At 42.7% G+C, this 17,140-nt stretch carries 16 protein-coding genes; 9 read left to right on the top strand and 7 right to left on the bottom strand.

Annotated features, from left to right (window positions below; translation table 11 throughout):
* The first annotated feature begins 83 nt into the window (after positions 1-83).
* A complete protein-coding gene (locus tag FTU12_RS07825) occupies positions 84-1,388 on the top strand; it encodes a homoserine dehydrogenase (RefSeq protein WP_180008061.1) in 1,305 nt (434 codons plus the stop codon).
* Between the two features lie 62 nt (positions 1,389-1,450).
* Entirely contained in the window at positions 1,451-2,590 is a 1,140-nt protein-coding gene (thrC, locus tag FTU12_RS07820; protein WP_078189447.1) for a threonine synthase, read from the top strand.
* A 126-nt stretch (positions 2,591-2,716) separates the two neighbouring features.
* On the opposite strand, the gene FTU12_RS07815 is transcribed toward thrC, so the two are convergent.
* Positions 2,717-3,766, bottom strand: a complete 1,050-nt coding sequence (locus FTU12_RS07815) for a serine hydrolase (protein ID WP_180114203.1) — start codon at positions 3,764-3,766, stop codon at positions 2,717-2,719.
* Between the two features lie 212 nt (positions 3,767-3,978).
* On the opposite strand from FTU12_RS07815, the gene FTU12_RS07810 reads away from it, so the two are divergent.
* The 3 genes from FTU12_RS07810 (at position 3,979) to FTU12_RS07800 (ending at position 7,649) form a co-directional block, all read left to right on the top strand.
* Positions 3,979-4,614: a response regulator gene (locus FTU12_RS07810; protein ID WP_078189449.1), complete on the top strand. Its 636-nt coding sequence runs from the start codon at positions 3,979-3,981 to the stop codon at positions 4,612-4,614.
* 22 nt (positions 4,615-4,636) lie between these two features.
* The gene (locus FTU12_RS07805) at positions 4,637-6,202 is read left to right on the top strand and encodes a PAS domain-containing sensor histidine kinase (RefSeq protein ID WP_180114118.1); all 1,566 of its coding nucleotides are present in this window, start codon (positions 4,637-4,639) and stop codon (positions 6,200-6,202) included.
* A 70-nt stretch (positions 6,203-6,272) separates the two neighbouring features.
* Positions 6,273-7,649 carry a sigma-54 dependent transcriptional regulator gene (locus tag FTU12_RS07800; protein WP_218955935.1) on the top strand — a complete coding sequence of 459 codons (1,377 nt, stop codon included), beginning with the start codon at positions 6,273-6,275 and terminating at the stop codon, positions 7,647-7,649.
* A gap of 22 nt (positions 7,650-7,671) precedes the next feature.
* Here the strand turns inward: FTU12_RS07800 and FTU12_RS07795 are convergent, their stop codons facing one another.
* From FTU12_RS07795 to lptF, 4 genes are all read right to left on the bottom strand, one after another.
* On the bottom strand, positions 7,672-8,847 hold the full coding sequence (locus FTU12_RS07795; protein WP_180114116.1) for a S41 family peptidase: 1,176 nt from the start codon (positions 8,845-8,847) through the stop codon (positions 7,672-7,674).
* A gap of 17 nt (positions 8,848-8,864) precedes the next feature.
* Positions 8,865-10,412 (bottom strand): 2,3-bisphosphoglycerate-independent phosphoglycerate mutase, encoded by a 1,548-nt coding sequence (gene gpmI, locus FTU12_RS07790; protein ID WP_180114115.1) that lies wholly within the window; start codon positions 10,410-10,412, stop codon positions 8,865-8,867.
* Between the two features lie 122 nt (positions 10,413-10,534).
* Complete coding sequence (lptG, locus tag FTU12_RS07785; protein ID WP_078192591.1) at positions 10,535-11,605, bottom strand: LPS export ABC transporter permease LptG; 1,071 nt, start codon at positions 11,603-11,605, stop codon at positions 10,535-10,537.
* Between the two features lies 1 nt (position 11,606).
* The gene (gene lptF, locus FTU12_RS07780; protein ID WP_180008067.1) at positions 11,607-12,707 is read right to left on the bottom strand and encodes an LPS export ABC transporter permease LptF; all 1,101 of its coding nucleotides are present in this window, start codon (positions 12,705-12,707) and stop codon (positions 11,607-11,609) included.
* Positions 12,708-12,866: 159 nt separating this feature from the next.
* Between lptF and FTU12_RS07775 the strand changes: the two genes are divergently transcribed.
* The 4 genes from FTU12_RS07775 (at position 12,867) to FTU12_RS07760 (ending at position 15,754) form a co-directional block, all read left to right on the top strand.
* Positions 12,867-14,315: a leucyl aminopeptidase gene (locus tag FTU12_RS07775; RefSeq protein WP_180114114.1), complete on the top strand. Its 1,449-nt coding sequence runs from the start codon at positions 12,867-12,869 to the stop codon at positions 14,313-14,315.
* Positions 14,308-14,715, top strand: coding sequence for a DNA polymerase III subunit chi (locus FTU12_RS07770; RefSeq protein ID WP_078189457.1), 408 nt, complete (start codon positions 14,308-14,310; stop codon positions 14,713-14,715). Before FTU12_RS07775 ends, FTU12_RS07770 begins: the two co-directional genes overlap by 8 nt.
* A gap of 39 nt (positions 14,716-14,754) precedes the next feature.
* On the top strand, positions 14,755-15,393 hold the full coding sequence (locus FTU12_RS07765) for a hypothetical protein (protein ID WP_180049871.1): 639 nt from the start codon (positions 14,755-14,757) through the stop codon (positions 15,391-15,393).
* Between the two features lie 142 nt (positions 15,394-15,535).
* A complete protein-coding gene (locus FTU12_RS07760) occupies positions 15,536-15,754 on the top strand; it encodes a hypothetical protein (RefSeq protein ID WP_078189459.1) in 219 nt (72 codons plus the stop codon).
* 62 nt (positions 15,755-15,816) lie between these two features.
* Here the strand turns inward: FTU12_RS07760 and FTU12_RS07755 are convergent, their stop codons facing one another.
* On the bottom strand, positions 15,817-16,362 hold the full coding sequence (locus FTU12_RS07755; protein WP_078189460.1) for a VTT domain-containing protein: 546 nt from the start codon (positions 16,360-16,362) through the stop codon (positions 15,817-15,819).
* Positions 16,363-16,474: 112 nt separating this feature from the next.
* A complete protein-coding gene (locus FTU12_RS07750) occupies positions 16,475-17,134 on the bottom strand; it encodes a riboflavin synthase (protein ID WP_078192598.1) in 660 nt (219 codons plus the stop codon).
* Positions 17,135-17,140: the final 6 nt, after the last annotated feature.

Here is a 17,140-nt window from a genome sequence, read left to right as displayed (position 1 = left end):
TGATTTCTACCCTAGAGTCCGAACGTTTTTTTAGCTATGATCTAAACTCACTTAAAGCAATGATGAAATAAATGGAGTGTGACGTGAAACCAGTTCGTCTGGCAATCCTCGGTCTTGGTACTGTGGGTGGTGGTGCCCTTAAACTACTAAAAGAAAATGCTGCTGAGATTAAACGTCGCACCGGTCGTGAAATTGAAATTACCCATGTGGGTACGCGTCGCCCTCGTCCTGATTTAGAACTACCTGCTTCAGTGAAGCAAAGTGCTGATTTATTAGATATCGTCCGTCAACCCGATGTAGACGTTGTGGTTGAAGTTATGGGCGGCATTCACCCTGCGTATGAAGTGATTCGTGAAGCAATCGTTCATGGCAAACAAGTGGTTACAGCCAACAAAGCTTTATTAGCTGAACACGGCAATGAATTATTTAAATTGGCCGATGATCATCACGTTCAGATTGCTTATGAAGCAGCTGTCGCAGGCGGTATCCCAATTATTAAAGTCCTCCGTGAAGGTTTGGCAGCCAATAAAATTGACTGGCTTGCAGGTATTATTAACGGTACAGGTAACTTTATCCTGACTGAAATGCGTGAAAAAGGTCGTGCCTTTGCAGACGTTCTCAAAGAAGCGCAAGAACTCGGTTATGCCGAAGCAGATCCAACTTTCGACGTCGAAGGAATCGATGCAGCGCACAAGTTAACATTGTTGGCTTCTATTGCTTTTGGTATCCCACTCCAGTTTAACAAAGTCTTCACTGAAGGCATCAGCAAAGTCACTGCGCAAGATGTCAAATATGCAGAAGACCTTGGTTTCCGTATTAAACATTTAGGTATTGCACGTCGTGCTGCAACGGGTATTGAGCTTCGTGTTCATCCAACGCTGATCCCTGAAGACCAACTGATTGCCAATGTAAATGGCGTTAAAAATGCTGTATTGGTTCAAGCCAATGCTGTTGGTCCAACGCTTTACTATGGCGCAGGCGCAGGTGCAGGCCCGACAGCATCAGCGGTGGTTGCTGACGTTGTCGATATTGTCCGTGACATCTCATATACCGAAGATGGCGCTGGTACAATTCCACAGCTTGCTTTTGAAGCACTGACCGATTTACCAATTCTTCCACGTGAAGAAATGACCACAGGATACTACATCCGTATTAATGCCGAAGATCAAACTGGCGTTCTTGCTGATGTCACTACGATTTTAAGCCGTGCAGGAATCAGCATCGATGCGATCATGCAACAGCCGCGCTTAAAAGACCTTATTCCTATCGTGATTCTGACTGATCCAGTCAAAGAATCTAAAATGGATGAAGCCCTTCAACAAATTCAAGCATTGCCTGTCATTCATGGCGAAATTGTACGAATTCGTTTAGAATCGCTTGATAATTAATCGGGTCGAGGGGAATATTTCAGTTCCTCTCGCCAAGCTCTACACACAATTGGAACATCATCATGTCTAATGCCAATCGTTATACTGGTTTAGTTGACCGCTATCGCGACCGTTTACCCGTATCTGCAACTACTCGCGCAATTTCTTTGGGCGAAGGTAATACGCCACTGATTAAGCTTGAGAACATTCCACGCATTATTGGCAAAAATGTTGAAATTTATGTGAAGTACGAGGGCTTAAACCCGACTGGTTCATTTAAAGACCGTGGTATGACCATGGCCGTAACAAAAGCAGTGGAAGCAGGCTCAAAAGCGATTATTTGTGCCTCTACAGGTAATACATCTGCTGCCGCAGCGGCGTATGCTGCACGTGCGGGTATTAAAGCATTCGTGTTAATCCCAGAAGGCAAAATTGCCATGGGTAAAATGGCACAAGCGATGATGTATGGCGCGGTAACGATGCAAATCCACGGTAACTTCGATGACGGTATGCGTCTTGTAAAAGAAGTTGCGGATCAAGCACCAGTTACGATTGTAAACTCAATCAACCCATACCGTCTGCAAGGTCAAAAAACCATTGCTTACGAAATCGTGGATGAGTTAGGTCGTGCGCCAGATTACCACTGCTTACCTGTAGGTAATGCGGGTAACATCACAGCACACTGGATGGGTTATACCGAAGCTGTGGCGAATCAGCCTAAAGAAGAATTTGTACAAGTAGTTTATGATCCTGAAACTGATCAATTCACAGGTCCAAAACCTGCGGGTCTACCAACAATGGTGGGTTACCAAGCTGCTGGCGCGGCACCATTCCTACGCGGCGCACCTGTAGAAAACCCTGAAACTGTAGCAACTGCGATCCGTATTGGTAATCCACAAAGCTGGAACCATGCTAAAGCCGTAGTCCGCGACTCAGAAGGTTGGTTTGACGAACTGCAAGATGCTGAAATCTTAGAAGCACAGCGTCTACTATCTATGTACGAAGGTGTATTCGTAGAACCTGCTTCTGCAGCTTCTATCGGTGGCGCGATTCGTGACATCAAAGCAGGTAAAATTGCTGAAGGTTCTGTGATCGTATGTACTGTAACAGGTAACGGTTTAAAAGATCCTGACACTGCCATCAAGCAATGCCAAGATGCCGTAATGTTGTCGATTGATGCAACTATGGATCAAGTTCGTGATTCAATTCTGTCAAATATGTAATTTATATGCTGACTGAATAAAAAAAAGCCCTGCTCTTGCAGGGCTTTTTTTATATCTTGCATTCACTTCAGCATTTAAACGTTGAGTAAATCTAAATACTGAAAGAATGAAAAATCTGAAATCTTGTTAAATACGTTTTGGTAACTGGCTCGCCCAATTCATTAAACGTGTCGCATCATTGGTTCGTGCAACTGAAGAATCCGCACCCAATAACACCACTACCGCTGGACGGTTATTCAATGTGGTATGCATCACTACACAGCGCCCTGCTTCATTAATAAATCCAGTTTTTGAAATATTAATATTCCAACCACCATTACGCACTAAAGCATTGGTATTGTTTGATTTCAACACGCGGTAGCCCAAATTAAAGTCATAACTTGGTGTGGTTGAAAATTGACGAATCAAACCATACTGCGAAGCGGTATTCACCAAAATCCCCAAGTCACGTGCCGAAGCGACATTGCCTGGGTGCAAGCCAGTCGATTCCATATAATGAGTCGAGTTCATCCCTAATGAGCGTGCTTTCGCATTCATCGCTGAAATAAATGCAGAACGACCACCTGGATAAGTACGTGCTAATGCCGAAGCTGCTGGGTTTTCAGATTTCATCAAAGCAAATAGCAAAGCTTCTGCGCGGTTCATACTGTCGCCAGCACGCAGCGTTGAACTTGAGCTTTTACAGCCTGAACATGAGAAATCAGACTGTTGTAAGGTAATCTTTTCAGACATGTTTAATCGGGCATCTGATATCACCACTGCTGTCATCAGTTTGGTAATTGATGCAATCGGTAAAGCGGTATTGCTATTTTTGCTATACAGCACTTCACCAGTTTGACCATCCATAACCAGTGCTGCACGCGCATTTACAGAGGGCTGTCCTGCGTATTGATTGGTATCAATAATACGGACCGTTTTCGATGGTGCCGCCTGTACCACACCGCCTGTGCTACGTACAGAGGTGGTCACTTTCGTCGATCCCTGAGGAGATGGCTCTTCAGCGCTATATGACACGTCACCGTTGAGTAACTGGTTTGCATCTTCAGATGACCAGCTAATATTTGACTGCTGATTTGCAGCACTATTCATCACAATTTCAGCAGAACTGAAACTGCTCATACTGAATAAAATTGACATGCCCAAAACGTGCATGAAGGATTTATTTAATTTTTTCACCATTGCTCACTCAACTCAGGATACTAAACATTTGCGCAAGACCAGCAATATGCCGTACATTGGTCACAACTACGAACATTTTTTGCTCACACATTGTGTATGAAGTTTTTCATTTCATATAAGAATAGGATTGCTAATTTTGTCGTTTCATTGCAAGCTTATTTTGCTTTATGTAACAAAAAAAACAGATTTTGATTTGAGGGAGAGTGTAGGTGATCACAGTTTTGGTGGTAGATGACCATGAATTAGTCCGTACTGGTATTTGCCGTATGCTCGAAGACCATGCAGATGTCCAAGTCATTGGACAAGCCGAATCGGGTGAAGATGCGATTACACTTGTTCGCCAACACCATCCAAATGTCGTTCTATTAGATGTCAATATGCCGGGGATCGGAGGTGTAGAAACCACACGTCGCCTACTTCAAACAGCGCCAGATACAAAAGTCCTCGCAGTCAGTGGACTTGCTGAAGAACCCTACCCGTCTTTATTGTTAAAAGCAGGTGCCAAAGGCTATATCACCAAAGGTGCACCAGTTACTGAAATGGTCCGTGCGATTAATAAAGTGATGCAAGGTGGCAAATATTTCAGTGCAGACATTGCGGAACAACTGGCCAGCTCATATTTGTCTGATACACAACAATCACCTTTTGACGCCCTGTCTGAGCGTGAAATGCAAGTTGCCATGATGGTGGTCAATTGTATTAGTGCACAAGAAATTTCCGATAAATTATTTGTTAGCGTTAAAACGGTGAATACCTACCGTTACCGCATTTTTGAAAAACTGAATATTGATAGTGATGTCAAACTAACTCACTTGGCGATTCGCTACGGGTTAATCAAACCTTAACACAACGTACATCCTGTTACTTATGACACAGCGTTCAATTCATAGTGAATTGAACCAGTATCATTTAGGCCTTTGGTACAGTGCTTATCGCTTTATCATCAGTGCCTGTCTGTTACTGGTCTTTTTACTGACCTACACTCAATTCAGTTCAGATTATGAATACCCACGTTTATACCTATATGTATTGACGATTTATTTGCTGTTTACCAGCATTCAATTCATTTCACTTGGACGTTTCAAAGTCCGGATCCCAAACCAGTTACTACTGTTATTCATTGTAGATGTCATTTCGCTGAGCTTACTGACCTTAGCCATCGATGGACCCAATTTACATTTGAGTTTGCTGTTTGTGATTACGATTTTTGCAGCATCCCTGTTATTAGATGCCCAAAAAGCTTTGGTCATCACCCTCATCGCTGTGATTTGCGTGGTGTATCAACTGTTTTTAGGTTCAATTCTTGAATTTACCTCACTCAAAAATTTAACCAACAGTGCGATTTTGGCTTTTTTATTTTGTGTGGTGTATGGCAGTGCGCAAATTGCCGTGAAACGTTTCCAATTACTAGAAAATCTGAATTTTTCGCAATCCTTAGAGCTCCATCGGCTACAAAACATTAACCGCTATATTTTAGAACAGATTGATACGGGCTATTTGGTTTTGGATGAAAACTGTCATGTGGTGCTGAGTAATCCTGCTGCTTGCCATTTACTCGGCATGCCAAATTCTTATCATCATGATCAATATCCACTGTATACCACGCAGCCCGACTTATTTGAATTACTCAAATTTGAAGATTTAAAAAGCGGGGAAAAATTTCAATTTGAATCGCAACAAAGCCAATACCACATTCAGGTACTCGTACAAAAACTCGTTGTGCCGCATCAAATGTTGACCTTGCTGATTTTACAAGATGCACAAAAACTCAATCAGCAAGTGCAACAATTAAAATTAGCCGCTTTAGGTCAACTCTCCGCCAGTATTGCCCACGAAATTCGCAATCCTTTAGCCGCAATTGTGCATGCCAATGATTTATATCCGCAAAGTGATACCGAACAACAGCACATGTTGAATCATATGATTTCACGTCAAGCGGTGCGGATTGACCGAATTATTCAAGACACCCTAAATATGGTGCGCAATAAGGAAACCCATCCGACTCGTCTGAATCTAGAACAATTTTTACCGCTGTTCCTACAAGAAGATCTAGCAGACATTCAACAGAACATTCGACTCAATGTACAAGCCAAAACTTTGATCGATTTTGATGAGGCACAGTTCAGACAAATTTTAATCAACCTAATTCGTAATGCGATTCGCCATAACAATCCGGACATGTCGTATATCGAAGTGGTGGCGCGTACGGATCAGAAAAAAGTCCAGATCGATGTCCGAGATTTTGGTCATGGGGTTACTTTACAAAACCGCGCACAGTTATTTCAACCATTTTTTAGTACCGAAATTACTGGAACTGGTTTAGGATTATATCTTGCTCATAGCTTCTGTGAAGCGAATCAAGCACAGCTTTCCTATGTAGAACAAAAACAGGGAGCTTGCTTTAGGATTGAGTGCTTACAAGCTGTTATTTAATTGTTTTTAGGGGAAAACTGTGGATTCACAACCACTGGTATTATTAGTTGATGACGAAGAAGACTTATGTATGCTGATGCAAATGTCTTTATCAAGGATGGGGGTTAAAACGCATGTTGCACATCGCCTCGACGAAGCTAAAAAAGCCTTGTCTACCTATAGCTACGATGCCTGCCTAACCGATCTCAACTTACCCGATGGTAATGGTCTACAGCTCTTAGATTGGATGAATGAACACTGTCCTGCCCTGCCTGTTGCTGTGCTAACAGCCTATGGCAACATGGACATTGCCATTGCCGCATTAAAGGCGGGAGCTTTCGACTTTGTCAGCAAACCGATCAATCCCAAACATCTTGAACAACTGCTACAAAAAGCCCTGAATAAGCCTTTGGCCGAAGACATTACTTCGCAAGATGCTTTAGAGCATAAAATGTTAATTGGTGAATCGCTCCCAATCCAGCAATTGCGTCGAACCTTAAAGAAAATTGCACGTTCACAAGCACCTGTTTTTATTACTGGTGAATCTGGTACGGGTAAAGAGGTCGTGGCCAATTTGGTTCACCGTTTAAGCAACCGTAATGAAGGACCCTTTATTGCCATTAACTGCGGGGCAATTCCCACAGAGTTAATGGAAAGTGAACTTTTTGGCCATAAAAAAGGCAGCTTTAGTGGTGCCACCCAAGACAAACAAGGTCTGATTCAATCTGCACATGGCGGTAGCTTATTTTTGGACGAAATTGCCGAATTACCTTTAGCCATGCAAGTTAAATTGCTACGCGCAGTACAGGAAAAACGTATACGTCCTGTGGGTTCAGACTGTGAAATTGATGTCGATTTCCGTGTGATCAGTGCCAGTCATCAGGACTTAGAAGCGCTCGTCCAACAAGGTCGCTTCCGCCAAGATTTATTTTTCCGTATCCATGTGATGGATTTAGTGTTGCCTGCCTTACGTGAACGTGGCGACGATATCCTCTTATTGGCGCAACATTTTATTCAAAAAATTAGCCATGAATGGGAAATTGCCACTAAGCCTCTGACTGAACGAGCGAAAAATTTCCTACTCAACCAATATTATCCGGGTAATGTTCGTGAACTCCGCAATATTATCGAACGTGCTATGACCCTCTGCGATGATGAGCAAATTGATCTTCAACATCTGCAAAGTGCGCCATTAAGACAACCAAGTGCTCAGTTCAATTCCGCTACAGCTACGAATGAATCTGCTCAGCTGAGTGCAAACAGCAACGAACAGAGTGTGGTCCCTCGCAAACTACCTGAAGAAGGTTTAGAGCTCTTTTTAGAAAATATCGAAAAAGAAGTGCTCATGAATGCGTTAAACCTTACCCATTGGAACCGAACCCTTGCCGCAAAAAAATTAGGCATGTCATTCCGCTCATTGCGCTATCGTTTGAAAAAATTCGGCTTAGATACCGAAGACGAAGAGTAAAAGCTTTCCAGCGTATTGCTGTTTATTTTTGATTCAGCAATAACTCTGCAACATGATCGACATAGTGATCTTCACGTGCATCATGTTGCAGCGGATAGTTATAGTCTGGCTGCACCCCAATTCCTTCAATCATTTTGCCATTCGGTGTCAGATATTGCGACACAGTCATTTGTAAAGCCGCACCATTACTCAATGGAAATAGTTTTTGAACCACACCTTTACCATAACTTTTCTCACCCGCTACCCATGCACGTTTATGCTCTTTTAATGCTGCGGTAAAGACCTCTGCGGCAGAAGCAGAACGATTGTTGATTAAGATGCCGACTTTCATATTTTGAAATTCAAAACTTGGTAAAGCCTGAAATTGTTGGTCACCCTCAGATCGACTTCGTGTCGACACAATAATGCCCTGATTCAAAAATAAATCGGCAGACTCGACAGCTGCGGACAATAACCCACCGGGGTTATTTCTTAAATCAAACAATACGGCTTTGACACGTGAACCATGGCTTTCAATTAAACGCTTTATTTCATTGGCAGTATCTTGTTGAAAAACTTTAACGTGTAATACTAAAACCTGATTATTTAATAATTTAGATTCTATATCTGTTTCAACTTTAGTGTTTCTGACCAAATTGATCGGTTGACTTGCAGTTATCAACTGTAGATTCAGCGTCGATCCGATACTGCCTGTGAGCAGGTGTCGCACTTGATCTTGATTAAGTTTTTTGAGTTCTTGATCATCAATTTTAAACACCGCCGCGCCATTTTTCAGACCTAGCTTTGCTGAATCGGCATCAGGCTTTAAATTGGTGATGACCCATTGCTGTAAACCTACATCAAAGCGCAAATTGAAATCGACACTCGCAATATCCCCTTCAGTGTATTGCAAAAGCTGCTTATAGTCTTCAGGTGAAAGATATCGTGAATAGCGGTCTAAACCACTGACCATGCCTTTGATGGCTTGTTGGAATAATGCATCGTCATTTTTTTCAACGACATAATTTTCTTTGACAATGCCATAGATCTGAACAAATTGTTGGATTGATTCGACAGGTACTTCGGCATAACTTTGTTCATAGCTGCCATCAAATTCATCGAAAGCCGACTTTGCTTTGTCGGCTCCCCATGTCGAATGACTAGAACACAGCAGCAAGGCTGTAAGGCTTACAACTGACATCCAGTGTGCTTTAGTCATTCATGCTTCCTTACATTTTAAGCTTCAAGAGTAATCAAGTTACGACCTTGCATTTCTGTTGGTACAGGAATGTGCATAAGCGTTAAAAGTGTCGGCGCTACGTCAGCCAAAACACCACCTTCTGCAATTGTTGCATTGGTCGGACCAACATAGATAAACGGCACAAGTTCAGTGGTATGTTGAGTATGCACCTGACCACTTTGATAATCCTGCATTTGCTCTACGTTACCATGATCGGCTGTCACTAGCATGTGACCTTTATTTGCCATCACAGCTTCATACACACGACCTAGGCACGTGTCTACGGCTTCAACCGCTTTGACTGCTGCATCAAATACACCAGTATGACCAACCATATCACCATTGGCATAGTTCACAACCAGTAAGTCGTACTCACCTGAATTAATTGCGGCAACCAATTCATCAGTGACTTCATAAGCACTCATTTCTGGTTTTAAATCATAAGTCGCGACGTTTGGTGATGGAATCAAAATACGTTTTTCACCCGGATATTCATCTTCACGACCACCACTGAAGAAGAAGGTCACGTGTGCATATTTTTCAGTTTCAGCAATACGAAGTTGTGTTTTACCCAAATTAGACAGGTATTCACCAATCGAGTTATGCAATGCTTCTGGCATATAAGCCACAGGTGCATCAATTGTTGCTTGGTAACGTGTCAACATGACAAATTTTGATAAAGCGGGAACCACTTTACGTTCAAAACTTGCAAAATCTTTTTCCACAAAAGCTTTGGTAATTTCACGCGCACGGTCAGCACGGAAGTTCATAAAGACAACGCTATCACCATCTTGAATCGGTGCTAAATCACCAATACGCGTCGCTTTTACAAATTCATCTGATTCTTCAGCAGCGTAAGCCTGCTCTAGACCTTCAACAGCAGTCGCTGCTGTACGCACAGCTTCACCTTCAGTTAAAAGACGATAAGCTTGCTCAACACGATCCCAACGGTTGTCACGATCCATTGCAAAGTAGCGACCAATCATGGTGGCAATACGACCTTGACCCGGATACTGAGCAAACAGCGCATCTAATTTTTCAAGCGAAGGTTGTGCGCTTTTTGGTGGCGTATCACGACCATCAAGGAATGCATGAAGATACACTTTTGCACCGCGTTTTAATGCCAATTCAGCCATCGCCACAATGTGATCTTCATGTGAATGCACACCACCTTCAGACAACAAGCCCATGATATGTACAGCACGATTTGCAGCTTTGGCTTTTTCGACCGCATCGACTAATATGTCATGTTCAAAGAAGGCACCGGTACGAATATCTTTGGTAATACGAGTAAAGTCTTGATACAGCACACGTCCTGCACCAAGGTTCATGTGGCCCACTTCAGAGTTACCCATTTGACCATCAGGTAAACCAACGTCTTCGCCAGAGCCTGAAATCAATCCATGCGGATGCTTTTCCTGCATTGCAGTCAAGTTTGGTCGTTTTGCTGCTAAAAAGGCATTGTCCTCGACCGCTTCGCGATGACCCACACCATCCATAATTACTAATACGTGTGGGATTTTGCCAGCAGTTGCATCCGTCATAATGAACACTCTTTCGTTTATAAATTAATCATACTATCTTACCGAATTTTCGGTGAAGACTCTATGTGACAACCATGGTTTATCTAGGTCATCAACATTGTTTTACTCAATCTTGCATGCACTTAACGTGCGCGGTGCAGCAAGTAGCCACCCGCTACAAACATCAAAATAATCGGTATAAAGACGAACCATGCAGGCGATGGTGCGTACACCAAACTTGCATAACCCAAGAAATCTTGTAAGTAGTAAAAGCCCAGTCCAGCAAATAAGGCAATCACCAAGCGGAAACCCATCGACTGTTGACGTAAAGGTCCAAAAATAAATGAACACGCAATCACCACTAAGGCAATTAAAGCAAAGGGCGAACCAAACTTTTGCCAAAACGCCAATTGGTAAGTTTTCGGGACTTGGCTATATTCATGCATATAGCTCATAAAGCTCACCAATTGACTCGGTGATAGGTCTTCAGGGTCAATGGTAACCATATGCACATATTTAGGTTGCAACGCCAATGAAAGCGGCTGTTCAGCATTTTGCTTCGCTACAGCATCACCCGTCGCTAATAGATCCACTTGGGTTGAATTTTGTAGCGACCAAGAGCCATTTTTGACAAAATTCCCTTGCTCCGCATCCAAAGTGCCTCGCAAACGATATTTTTCATCAAAATCAATAACCTGAACATCTTTAATTTGACCTTGCGAATTGGCATAGTCAATATAAATAAAGCGCTGACCTTCACGCGACCAATAGCCTTTGACTTCACCCAACTCAGCCGCAGTGCGGTGACTTTTGACGCTTTTGGCTTGTTCATTGGTATAGGGAATGACCCATTCGCTTAATGCAAAGGATAAAACCACCAAAATGAGTGCCGAACGAATCACCCAGCCCACAATCCGCCAAAGGCTGATGCCGACCGAACGCATGACAATCAATTCACTGTTTGAAGCTAGAGTCCCTAAACCCAATACCGCGCCAATCAAGGCTGAAATCGGTAAAATTTCATATAAATAATTCGGTGAACTCCATAACACATACTGCAAAGCATTCCATGCGTTATAACCTTCTTTCAGCGAGCCCAATTCACCTAAATAGGTAAAAAGCACTTGTAAGCCAGCCAATACCGCGGTCGCACCAAGCATGGCTAAAGCAGTAGTTTTGGTCACATGTTTTGCAACTATACGACGTGCCAACATTTTAAGACCTCACTCGCTGAATTTGTTTCTTAATTTTGGGCGCTAATTTTTGTTTACGCGAGAACAATGCCGCTGCAATGCCGTAAATCACTAAGACCAGTGGATAAGCCCAGATGCCCATTTCATCTTTACTGATCCGCGTTTTGATCGCCATTAAAGCCACGATTAAACTGGCAAAAATAAGTAAGGCTGGGAACAGTTTTAAGTAACGCCCTTGACGAGGACTGACCTCAGACAAAGCGGTGGCAAGCAATAACGCCACCAAAATAGCGAACGGCACAAAGATTCGCCAACCAAGTTCACTGGCAACCACAGGATCATGACGGTTATCCCATAACTTCGAGGTTAGTAAAGCTTCTACTTCAGTACTTTCAAATTTTGCTTCTTTATCATTTTCTAAACGTAAACGATAACTTTGGAATTCTGCTTGAGAATAACGCGGTTGCCCCGGATAAATTTCGTAACGACGACCTTCAACTAGGTCAACCACATTGGCATTGTCATCGGGCACTTCAACACGCGTGGCTTCTTTCGCCAAAATAATGACATCGGGTTTACCCTCTTTTTCTGCACGTTGATAGAAGAAAATATCTTTTAAGTTTTTACGGTCTTCTGACAAGTCGCCTGCATAAATAGTATAGGGCCCAGAGGAAATAAACTCTTTCGGTCGAACCAAGTCAAAGCCTGTTCGTACCGCTTGCGAAGTCGTTAATGCTTCAAACTGACGGATGCCCCAAGGCGACGCCCACAGCATCAAAAATGCTTGAACAGCCATAAAGACCACGGTCATCGGCACCAATAAACGTGACAATTGATTACGACTGACACCGCTACCATTGAGCACAGCCATCTCATGATCGACATACAGACGACCAAAGACCAACATCAGACCAATAAAGAAACCGAGCGGAAGAATTAAGGTTAAAAATTCAGGCAAACGGTAGCCAATGATGCTAAATAAAATACTTGCATCTAAACGGCCCTGAGCCGCCACACCAAAGTACTTGATCAAACGACCACCCATCATGATCAAGGTCAATAAGGCAATCACAACCAGTGATGTCGACACCACTTGCTTGACCAGATAACGCCGAATAATCAAATTAATTCTTCCAAAAATAGGGCCAATAAAAACTAGCGTTAGTTTACCCGAATGTAGAAAATATAAAACCTATACCCTTGTTGCTCATTGAAACTCTATTCATATAAATGTTTCAATGGTTTAATGGTTTATAAATTTAAAAAGGCATAAATACCGCACATGAAACTTTCTATTAATACGTCATTCCAAGCGAATGCGTCCAGCCAATATTTGTTGATATTAGTAGATTCTGAGCACGTTACAAATGCAGCTACTTCATATCAAATCAATGATTTAGATAATTTAATTGAAGCAACTCAATTTAAAGCAGCACTCAATGAAAGCCTGCCTTTGGTGGCGAACATTGCCGCTTGTCGCAATAGCGCTCTTTTAGGCCTCGGCAAAGTTGCTGAATTACAGGTCAATAAATTTGCAAAAATTGCACAAACCATTATTAAAGCGTCACAAAAAAAATTCAAACAGATCAGTGTCGATATCTCTGCTCTACCACAAGAACAACATTATTTATTTGCACTTAGCCTGACCCAAGCGGCTTATGCATTTGATGAATACAAGTCTAAAAAAAATGAATTTGTTTTGGAGCAGATCCATTTAATCGCTACTGAAAGCCCATTAACCACTGCACAGCTTGAATTAATTTCTGCAGTGCAATCAGGTCAAAGTTTTACTCGTGACTTAGGTAACCGTCCGGGCAATATCTGTTTTCCTGAATATTTAGCCGAACAAGCTCAAGCACTTGCAGCTGAATTCCCAGATCAACTCAAAGTGACTGTACTCGATGAACAGCAAATGGCTGATCTCGGTATGGGTGCTTTCCTTGCTGTGAGCAAAGGTTCTGACCGTCCAGGCCGTATTATTACCATCGAATACCTTTCAAACCGTGAAGAAGCACCTGTGGTGCTTGTTGGTAAAGGCGTGACTTTTGATACTGGTGGTATCTCACTTAAACCGGGTGCTGGCATGGACGAAATGAAATTCGACATGTGCGGTTCTGCATCAGTTTTGGGTACAATCCGTGCGCTGTGTGAAGCGAAATTACCGATTCATGTTGTCGGCGCAATTGCTGCTGCAGAAAACATGCCGTCTGGTCATGCCACTCGCCCGGGTGACATCGTGACAACCATGAGCGGTCAAACCGTTGAAATTTTAAATACCGATGCCGAAGGTCGTTTGGTGCTGTGCGATACCTTGACCTATGTAAAACGATTTAACCCTGCACTGGTGATTGATATTGCAACCCTCACTGGTGCATGTGTCGTAGCACTGGGTTCAGTCCTCACCGGTATGTTCACTCCGGATGATGAACTTGCGGCTGAATTGACTGCTGCGGGTCAACACAGCTTTGACCGCGTATGGCGCATGCCAGTAATTGACGATTATCAAGAACAACTTGATTCTCCATTTGCAGATATTGCCAACATTGGTGGTCCAAAAGCAGGCTCTGTGACCGCTGCATGTTTCCTTCAACGCTTTACGCGTGAATACCGTTGGGCGCATTTAGACATTGCTGGGACTGCATGGAACTCTGGTGCAAATAAAGGCGCAACAGGTCGTCCTGTGCCATTATTAATGCAATTCTTAGCGAATCGTGCTCAAGCGAATGGCTAAAGTTAGCTTTTATTTATTTGAAAAAAGTCCTGAACGACAAGTCGAAAGCACTTGTCGTTTATGCCGTAAGATCCTGCGTCAGCCTGTACGTATTTGGCTACATTGTGCTGACCCAGACTTACAGCAACAACTTGATGAACGCCTGTGGAGTTTCGATCACACAGGTTTCATTCCCCATGGTATCGATCAAGCCGAGGCAACGGTCTGTATTTCTGCCCAATTGCCTGAGCAAGCCGACTGGATTGTGTTTAATTTTAACGATCAAGCACTTGAACAGTTCGCAAGTTTTAGTCACATTATCGAAATTATTGAAAATAACGAACCCGCTAAAATTATCGGGCGTGAAAAATATAAACAATATCGACGTTTGGGCGTTCAACCGCAGACCCACAAACTTTAACGTGATATTGGTTTTACCCTATTTGCAAGGAGGTGCACCATGGCATTGAATGTCGGTCCAGACTTTAAACAGCGCTGGTTAAAAGTACCTGAAGCTATTCGTCAGACCTTTATTGATGACCTTGGTCGCGTTTGCGATGTACTCAATCCCAGTACAGACATTCAACAATGGCTGGTCAATGACCAACAGCAGCAGCAAGTGTCTTTTGACAAAATTGAGTCTGCCTATGCAGATTTGAAAGCACAGCTGATTGAAGATGCTCGCATTCGTAAACAATTGGCTTTAGAAAAAGCCTTAGAAGAAAAACGTGAAGCTGAACAAGCCTATGCAGAACAACTGAAACGTGACGAAGAGTTACGCTTTGCTGCACAAACGCAAGCGCTCACCATGATGCAGCATAATCTTGATCGTGAAGTACAACACTATGCCGCTCGCTATCATAAAAACCCTGAAACGGGTTTAGCAGGATTAAGCCAAAGCTTATCGGTTAGCGAAGGACAAATGTTGTCAGAACTTGAAAGTGTACGCGTGCGTTTGGAACTTGAGGCAGAAACGCAAATCGAAATAGCCGTCAGTGATTTCCGTGCAAAATTGAAAGCTGCAGCACAAGAAGAAATTGACTATATCTTAGAAAACTCCAATTTTTCGACAGAATCTACATCGTCCCAAGCATCTTAAGCCGTGCATCGAAATCTGGTCACTGTCATTAAACTGACATGTATTTGCAACATGATGTTCATATGACTGAAGCATTGTCCCTCAAAACACAATGCTTCAGACATCCTAAAAATATAATCATGCATCCAGATGGGAATTCAATATGGACATCATTCACCAGATTACCCAGAAAATATCCTCTCTATCTGCTGGAGAACAATGGGACATTCGTGCCAAAGATCTTTGGCTGAGTCATTCAGACTTTCACAGTATTTCGGTGTATCTCAGCCGGGAATCAGAAAAAGGTGGTTTTAGCATTCAGCAACTGCCCCACAGCTCGATTTTTCAAACCCTTGATGTAGTGACCGTTACAAAACACTAAGTGGCCATCTACTCCATAAAAAAAGCCCACAACAGTGGGCTTTTTTTATGTCTAAGTTTGGCTTAGACCAAATCTGCAACTGCAGAAACGGTATGTCCTAGGAAATAACCAATACCAAGTAATAATCCAATCCAGATGAAACCACCCAGCACGTTATAGAACATAAATGTACCGAGGCTCATGCGCGCAGACCCAGCGGCAAAAGGCGCAAAAGAACGTACAAAAGGTACAAAGCGTGCGACTAAAATCGTTTTACCGCCATGCTTCATAAAATATTTATTGGTTTTGACCATATATTCGGGCTTAAAGTAACGTGTGTGCTTATTAAAGTACTTAATACCTAACACGCTGCCCGTATAGTAATTGACGCAGTAGCCCAAGACCGATGCGACAAATAACATCAGCCCCATGGTGTGTAAATGCACCACTTCCGTTGTTGAGCATAATGCGCCGATGGCAAGCAACAGGCTGTCTCCTGGCAGGAAGAACATAAATACTGAACCCGTTTCTGAAAATATCACCAAAAATAAAATGGCATAAATCCACACACCATAATTTTCCAATAACATGGGTAACCACTGTTCCAGATTCAGTAAGAAATCAATCATTATCACCTGTCTGATTATTCATCATATATGTCATTCCGCGACGCATTATCACCAAAAATAAAAAAACAGTCTAATTTTTCAATCAGACTGTTTGGTTTTCTTCGGTATCAACTTATTTCAAGAAGCCATTTTCAGCGAGAAAATCTAAGCTAATTTTAGATTGCGCTGTGGTCTCAGCGGCTTTATCACCAAGCAATAAACGCTCAATATAACGTGCTAAAACATCCACTTCTAAGTTCACTTTAGCCCCAGCCTTCCACGTACCGATATTGGTTCGTTCAGCCGTGTGCGGAATTAAATTTAAGCTCAGCACATTGCCACGTAAATGGTTAATTGTCAGGCTAATACCATCCACGGTCACAGAGCCTTTTTCCGCTAAATAGCGTGCAATTTCTTTCGGTGCGGTCACTTCAAAATAAATAGAACGCGCATCTGAACGAACTTGAGTGATTTCACCCACGGCATCGACATGACCACTGACAATATGTCCACCAAAACGCGTAGTCGGCAACATGGCTTTTTCCACATTCACCGCCTGCCCTGCTTTCCAGTGCTCCAAGGTGGTCCGATTTAAACTTTCACGTGAAACATCGGCTGCATACCAATTACTGCCAAAGTCAATCACGGTTAAGCAAATGCCATTGGTGGCAATAGAATCCCCCAAATGCACATCCGACATGTCTAAATCTGTCTGGATACGTAAGCGGACATCGCCACCCACGTTTTGAATGCTTTCAACTTTACCTAGACTTTCAATAATGCCTGTAAACATGTTCAA

The organism is Acinetobacter sp. YH12063 (assembly GCF_013419715.1).
Classification (GTDB): Bacteria; Pseudomonadota; Gammaproteobacteria; order Pseudomonadales; family Moraxellaceae; genus Acinetobacter; species Acinetobacter amyesii.
Note: the sequence above shows the minus strand (reverse complement) of the source record. Positions and strands in the feature narration are given on the sequence as shown.

Coding starts and splice junctions, on each gene's coding strand:
- FTU12_RS07770 (WP_078189457.1), top strand. CDS start 14,308: ATGGCTAAAGTTAGCTTTTATTTATTTGAAAAAAGTCCTGAACGACAA.
- FTU12_RS07795 (WP_180114116.1), bottom strand. CDS start 8,847: ATGACTAAAGCACACTGGATGTCAGTTGTAAGCCTTACAGCCTTGCTG.
- gpmI (WP_180114115.1), bottom strand. CDS start 10,412: ATGACGGATGCAACTGCTGGCAAAATCCCACACGTATTAGTAATTATG.
- thrC (WP_078189447.1), top strand. CDS start 1,451: ATGTCTAATGCCAATCGTTATACTGGTTTAGTTGACCGCTATCGCGAC.
- FTU12_RS07805 (WP_180114118.1), top strand. CDS start 4,637: ATGACACAGCGTTCAATTCATAGTGAATTGAACCAGTATCATTTAGGC.
- FTU12_RS07800 (WP_218955935.1), top strand. CDS start 6,273: ATGCTGATGCAAATGTCTTTATCAAGGATGGGGGTTAAAACGCATGTT.
- FTU12_RS07775 (WP_180114114.1), top strand. CDS start 12,867: ATGAAACTTTCTATTAATACGTCATTCCAAGCGAATGCGTCCAGCCAA.
- FTU12_RS07760 (WP_078189459.1), top strand. CDS start 15,536: ATGGACATCATTCACCAGATTACCCAGAAAATATCCTCTCTATCTGCT.
- FTU12_RS07755 (WP_078189460.1), bottom strand. CDS start 16,362: ATGATTGATTTCTTACTGAATCTGGAACAGTGGTTACCCATGTTATTG.
- lptG (WP_078192591.1), bottom strand. CDS start 11,605: ATGTTGGCACGTCGTATAGTTGCAAAACATGTGACCAAAACTACTGCT.
- FTU12_RS07750 (WP_078192598.1), bottom strand. CDS start 17,134: ATGTTTACAGGCATTATTGAAAGTCTAGGTAAAGTTGAAAGCATTCAA.
- FTU12_RS07765 (WP_180049871.1), top strand. CDS start 14,755: ATGGCATTGAATGTCGGTCCAGACTTTAAACAGCGCTGGTTAAAAGTA.